The following is a 5,437-nucleotide window of genomic DNA, read 5'->3' as shown; positions in this document are numbered from 1 at the left end:
GCTACATGTGATGGTTTTTTCTATAAAGGGCGTAAAGTTGCCGTTGTAGGTGGTGGTAACACTGCTGTAGAAGAAGCACTTTACTTATCTAACATTGCGGATGAAGTACACGTTATTCACCGTCGTGATAGCTTCCGCAGTGAAAAAATTCTTGCTGATCGCCTTAACGAAAAAGCGCAAAATGGTAACGTAGTAATGCACTACAACCGTACGCTAGACGAAGTACTTGGTGATGACATGGGTGTAACTGGTGTACGCATTAAAGATACACAATCTGATGCTACCGAAGAGCTTGATTTAGCGGGTGTGTTTATTGCTATCGGCCATAAGCCAAACACCGACATGTTTGAAGGCCAACTAGAAATGAAAGACGGCTATTTAGTGGTTGAGTCTGGTCTTAACGGTAACGCTACACAAACAAGCGTACCTGGCGTATTTGCCGCAGGTGATGTGTCTGATCACATTTACCGTCAAGCAATTACGTCTGCAGGTACAGGCTGTATGGCAGCCCTAGATGCAGAGCGTTTCTTAGATAACCTATAAACGCTACAAAATTAATAAAGGCTGTTAGTTCAGCCTTTTTTTATGCCTAAAATATAGTTACACTTTTATGATAATTAATAAGTTAAGCCCTCTATGAGAAACCAGCTATACCAACTAAGTGAAACCGATATAGCATTTCCAAATCCCGAATATGCACTTACCTCCCCCGATGGACTGCTTGCCATAGGCGGCGATTTATCTGTAAAGCGCTTAAGTAATGCCTATAAAATGGGTATTTTCCCATGGTTTAGCGAAGGTGAGCCCATTATGTGGTGGTCGCCAAGTGAACGCGGCATTGTAGAGCTAAATGACTTTCATATAAGTAAAAGCTTACGTAAACATTTAAAAAAACACCCTGTTAAAGTAACTGTTAACAATGCCTTTGCTGAGGTGATAGAAGCGTGCTGTGAGCAACGTATAGACACCGAAGGCACATGGATAACAAACGACATGTTAAGCGCTTATATTGCTGCACATGACGCTAATATTGCACATAGTGTTGAGGTATGGCAAAACGGCGAACTTGCCGGTGGGCTGTATGGCATTATGCAAAATGGCGTTTTTTGTGGCGAGTCGATGTTTCATCATCAAACTAATTGCTCAAAACTGGCCATGTGGGCGTTAGTTAATTGGTTAAAACGCCATAACGCACATTTTATTGACTGCCAACTAGAAAACCCATATTTAACCTCTTTAGGCGCAAAAGTGATCCCTCGCTCAGAATTTTTGACTAAACTTAAACAAGCAAATGCTTACACCCTCAACTCAACCATGTGGCAACCACAGGAGTTAACAGCAATTTATGAGTGAACATATTCCTGCACGCGTTGGTCTTAGCCAAGAGTTTGCTTGTAGCTATTTACCTGACAGGCAAGAGCAATTATTGGTAATACTTGACCCAACCTGTTACAGCACGCATAAATTTGAGATGCTTTTATCGCTCGGTTTTAGGCGCAGTGGTAATCAAATTTATCGACCGCACTGCCCTTCGTGTAGCGCCTGTAACTCGGTGCGCGTGTTAGCCCAAGAGTTTACCCCTTCAAAGTCACAAAAAAGAAAACTAAATAAAGTAAAAGCAAACTTTGAAGTTAAATATACACACGCTAAGCGCGAAGAATATTACCCACTTTATAGTAAATACATTTCAATGCGCCACAGCGATGGCACTATGTTTCCGCCTAATTTAGAACAGTTTCAAAGCTTTTTATTTTGTAGTTGGTTAGAAATAACGTTTATTGAGCTTTGGCACCAAGACACTTTAGTTGCAGTGGCCGTAACAGATTGCATGGATAACGCTGTTTCGGCTATTTATACGTTTTTCGATCCCGACTTTGAGCACTACAGTTTAGGGACTGTGATGATTTTACAGCAGCTCGAATTTGCCAAACAGCAAAATAAAGAATTTGTGTATTTGGGCTACCAAATCGATGAATGCACCAAAATGAAATACAAAACTCAGTTTTTACCCGCGCAAAAACACGTTAATGACCAGTGGTTGGCTATTTAATTTGCAAAAATGCCCGCTGCGCCTTTACTTATTGGCGTATTTTGGGCAAAATCTGCAGCGTTTAACTATTAAAGAGGTGTTACGCTAAACATGGCGAAAGAAGACGTAATCGAAATGCAAGGGACAGTCCTTGATACTTTACCAAATACAATGTTCCGAGTTGAGCTAGAAAATGGTCACGTAGTTGTGGCTCATATTTCAGGTAAAATGCGCAAAAACTATATCCGTATTTTAACCGGCGATAAAGTAACGGTAGAAATGACTCCTTACGATTTATCGAAAGGACGTATCGTATTCCGTGCTCGCTAAGTGCGTAAACGAGATTTAGTTTTTGGCTAGTGAATAACTAGCTTAAAGCGTTTATTAAATGTAATTGATGGTACTGACTAGCAATTACATTTAATAAACAAAAAACCCAGCTTTTGCTGGGTTTTTTGTTGCCTATAAAAAAGCACAAAAAAGCCCACGCATATCGCGTAGGCTAGTTTATATACCCATTCGCATAATTAAGTTATTTATTTTGCGGATGAGTACTATAAGTGAATACACTTATTTAAGCGGGTGTTAAATTACTTTCATAGTCAAAGTTAATTTTATTATCTTTAACTGATACTTTAACAGTACCGCCATCAACCAGTTCACCAAAGAGTATTTCATTAGCCAATGGCTTTTTAAGCTCATCTTGAATAACACGTGCCATTGGACGTGCACCCATTGCTTTATCGTAGCCTTTATCTGCTAACCACTCTCGGGCCTTAGAGGTCAGCTCAAGGTTAACTGACTTCTTATCTAATTGTGCTTGCAGCTCAACTACAAATTTATCGACCACTTGCAAGATAACGTCTTTTTCAAGGTGGTTAAACCAAATAATATTATCTAAGCGGTTTCTAAATTCAGGTGAAAATACCTTGTTAATTTCACTCATTGCATCGTGCGTATGATCTTGCTCGGTAAAGCCAATCGATTTACGTGTTGTTTCTTGCACGCCGGCATTGGTTGTCATAACCACCACTACGTTTCTAAAGTCAGCTTTACGACCATTGTTATCGGTTAACGTACCGTGATCCATTACTTGCAGTAGTATGTTGTAAATATCTGGATGGGCTTTTTCAATTTCATCCAATAATACAACAGCATGCGGGTTTTTAATAACGGCTTCGGTAAGTAAACCACCTTGTTCAAAACCAACATACCCAGGAGGCGCACCAATTAAACGGCTTACTGCATGGCGCTCAACATACTCTGACATATCAAAGCGGATAAACTCAACGCCCATACATTTAGCAAGCTGTTTAGTAACCTCGGTTTTACCTACACCCGTTGGCCCCGCAAATAAGAACGAGCCCACTGGCTTATCTTCGTTTGCAAGCCCAGAGCGAGATAAACGAATCGCAGATGTTAGCGCGTCGATAGACTGATCTTGCCCAAACACTAACATTTTAAGATTACGATCAAGATTTTTAAGCGTTTCTTTATCGGTCGATGACACGCTTTGAGCTGGAATACGCGCCATTTTAGCAATAATCGATTCAATATCTGATACACCAATGGTTTTTTTGCGTTTAGAGCTTGGCTGTAAACGTTGGTTGGCACCGGCTTCATCTATTACATCAATGGCTTTATCAGGTAAATGACGCTCATTAATGTATTTAGCACTTAGTTCAGCAGCTGCTTTTAATGCTTTTTGCGTGTAACGAATGCCATGGTGTTCTTCATAACGCTCTTTTAAACCATTTAAAATTTTAGTGGTATCGGCCACACTTGGTTCAAGTACATCAATTTTTTGGAAACGACGCACTAACGCACGGTCTTTTTCAAATATATTTTTATACTCATTGTAAGTGGTTGAGCCCATACAACGTAACTGCCCGCTTGAAAGCAGCGGTTTAAGTAAGTTAGAGGCATCCATAACACCACCCGATGCAGCACCTGCACCAATAATAGTGTGTATTTCATCAATAAATAAAATTGAATTAGGTTTTGCTTGTAACTCTTTTAATAAGCTCTTAAAGCGTTTTTCAAAGTCGCCACGGTACTTAGTACCGGCAAGCAATGCGCCCATATCAAGCGAATAAACAACAGCATCGGCAATCACTTCAGGCACTTGTTCATTAACAATGCGGTACGCAAGGCCCTCTGCAATGGCTGTTTTACCTACCCCAGCTTCACCAACAAGTAGTGGGTTATTCTTTTTACGACGACATAAAACTTGCACGGTGCGCTCTACTTCGCTGTCGCGCCCTACTAATGGGTCAATGTTACCGTCTTTGGCTTGGGCATTTAAATTAGTGGTAAAGCTATCTAACTTACTTGCCTCTTCGTTTTGAACCTCTTGTACTTCTTCATGAATATCGTCAGTGTCATCTCCTAACTCATCATCCGTTTTAGAAATACCATGAGAAATAAAATTCACTATATCTAAGCGAGAAATATCGCTTTTCTTAAGTAAATAAACCGCTTGGCTTTCTTGTTCAGAAAAAATAGCAACGAGCACGTTAACGCCTGTAACTTCGTTTTTACCAGATGATTGAACATGAAAAACCGCACGTTGAAGCACGCGCTGAAAGCCCAGTGTTGGTTGGGTTTCGCGTTCTTCTTCTAAATCGGGAATAACCGGTGTGGTTTCGTCTATGAATTCTAATAGTTCGGTTTTTAAACCAGAAATATCAACACCGCAGGCGTTTAGCGCTTCGCCTGCTGAAGGGTTATCTAAAAGCGCAAGTAAAAGGTGTTCTACCGTCATAAACTCATGGCGGCGTGTACGCGCTTCACGAAACGCGGCATTTAACGTTAGTTCTAAGTCTTTGTTTAGCATTGGCAACCCCTTACTGAGATAATTATTTTATACCACAACAATGAGATGATTGATCACCTAATTGGTATTTATTCCTGCTCACAACTACAAAGCAGTGGATGCTCGTTATCCCGTGCATAACGGTTAACTTGTTCCGCTTTGGTATGGGCTACATCGGCGCTAAATACACCGCATATCCCTTTACCTTTTTCGTGAACTTGTAGCATCACATCAGTTGCTCTATCGCTATCCATATTGAAAAACGTCATTAAAACTTCTATTACAAAGTCCATTGGCGTGTAGTCGTCGTTATTTAAAACAACTTTGTATTTTCGCGGTGGCTGCAGCTTTTGCTTTTCACTATCGCGAACTGTGTCGATGACACCTGAATCTTTCATACCACTCATAATTAAATATAGTCTTGTCTTTAGAACTCAAGCAAACTTGAATAAAAAATAAATTAAATGTTAAAAAAATACCACAAAACACTTGACTGACTGGCCAAATAAACTACAGTCAGAAGTAGATTGATTAATCCTTAGTCAGTCTAGCAAATTATACGGTTTAGAATAACTAAATTAGTCAACTTATAG

Annotated in this window: 6 protein-coding genes; 4 read left to right on the top strand and 2 right to left on the bottom strand. The window is 40.1% G+C overall.

Annotated elements, in window-relative coordinates; all coding sequences use genetic code 11:
- The 4 genes from B4F91_RS15160 to infA all read left to right on the top strand — a co-directional run.
- Positions 1-543, top strand: a 543-nt coding sequence (locus B4F91_RS15160; RefSeq protein ID WP_288635952.1) for an FAD-dependent oxidoreductase, incomplete at its 5' end; no start/stop codon positions are given.
- Between the two features lie 93 nt (positions 544-636).
- Positions 637-1,353 (top strand): leucyl/phenylalanyl-tRNA--protein transferase, encoded by a 717-nt coding sequence (gene aat, locus B4F91_RS15155; protein WP_248461617.1) that lies wholly within the window; start codon positions 637-639, stop codon positions 1,351-1,353.
- Complete coding sequence (locus B4F91_RS15150; RefSeq protein WP_064385091.1) at positions 1,346-2,050, top strand: arginyltransferase; 705 nt, start codon at positions 1,346-1,348, stop codon at positions 2,048-2,050. Before aat ends, B4F91_RS15150 begins: the two co-directional genes overlap by 8 nt.
- A gap of 90 nt (positions 2,051-2,140) precedes the next feature.
- Positions 2,141-2,359: a translation initiation factor IF-1 gene (gene infA / locus B4F91_RS15145; protein ID WP_002962494.1), complete on the top strand. Its 219-nt coding sequence runs from the start codon at positions 2,141-2,143 to the stop codon at positions 2,357-2,359.
- Between the two features lie 244 nt (positions 2,360-2,603).
- Here infA and clpA read toward each other — a convergent pair whose 3' ends face one another.
- Both clpA and clpS read right to left on the bottom strand, forming a co-directional pair.
- Positions 2,604-4,865 (bottom strand): ATP-dependent Clp protease ATP-binding subunit ClpA, encoded by a 2,262-nt coding sequence (clpA, locus tag B4F91_RS15140; protein WP_286937831.1) that lies wholly within the window; start codon positions 4,863-4,865, stop codon positions 2,604-2,606.
- Between the two features lie 68 nt (positions 4,866-4,933).
- The gene (gene clpS / locus B4F91_RS15135; RefSeq protein WP_004586754.1) at positions 4,934-5,242 is read right to left on the bottom strand and encodes an ATP-dependent Clp protease adapter ClpS; all 309 of its coding nucleotides are present in this window, start codon (positions 5,240-5,242) and stop codon (positions 4,934-4,936) included.
- Positions 5,243-5,437: the final 195 nt, after the last annotated feature.

The organism is Pseudoalteromonas sp. UBA6610, from assembly GCF_002433295.1.
GTDB lineage: Bacteria > Pseudomonadota > Gammaproteobacteria > Enterobacterales > Alteromonadaceae > Pseudoalteromonas > Pseudoalteromonas atlantica.
Note: the sequence above shows the minus strand (reverse complement) of the source record. Positions and strands in the feature narration are given on the sequence as shown.

What these genes read in the sequence shown, in the direction of transcription:
- aat (WP_248461617.1), top strand. Translation starts at nt 637, where the DNA reads ATGAGAAACCAGCTATACCAACTAAGTGAAACCGATATAGCATTTCCA.
- B4F91_RS15150 (WP_064385091.1), top strand. Translation starts at nt 1,346, where the DNA reads ATGAGTGAACATATTCCTGCACGCGTTGGTCTTAGCCAAGAGTTTGCT.
- infA (WP_002962494.1), top strand. Translation starts at nt 2,141, where the DNA reads ATGGCGAAAGAAGACGTAATCGAAATGCAAGGGACAGTCCTTGATACT.
- clpA (WP_286937831.1), bottom strand. Translation starts at nt 4,865, where the DNA reads ATGCTAAACAAAGACTTAGAACTAACGTTAAATGCCGCGTTTCGTGAA.
- clpS (WP_004586754.1), bottom strand. Translation starts at nt 5,242, where the DNA reads ATGAAAGATTCAGGTGTCATCGACACAGTTCGCGATAGTGAAAAGCAA.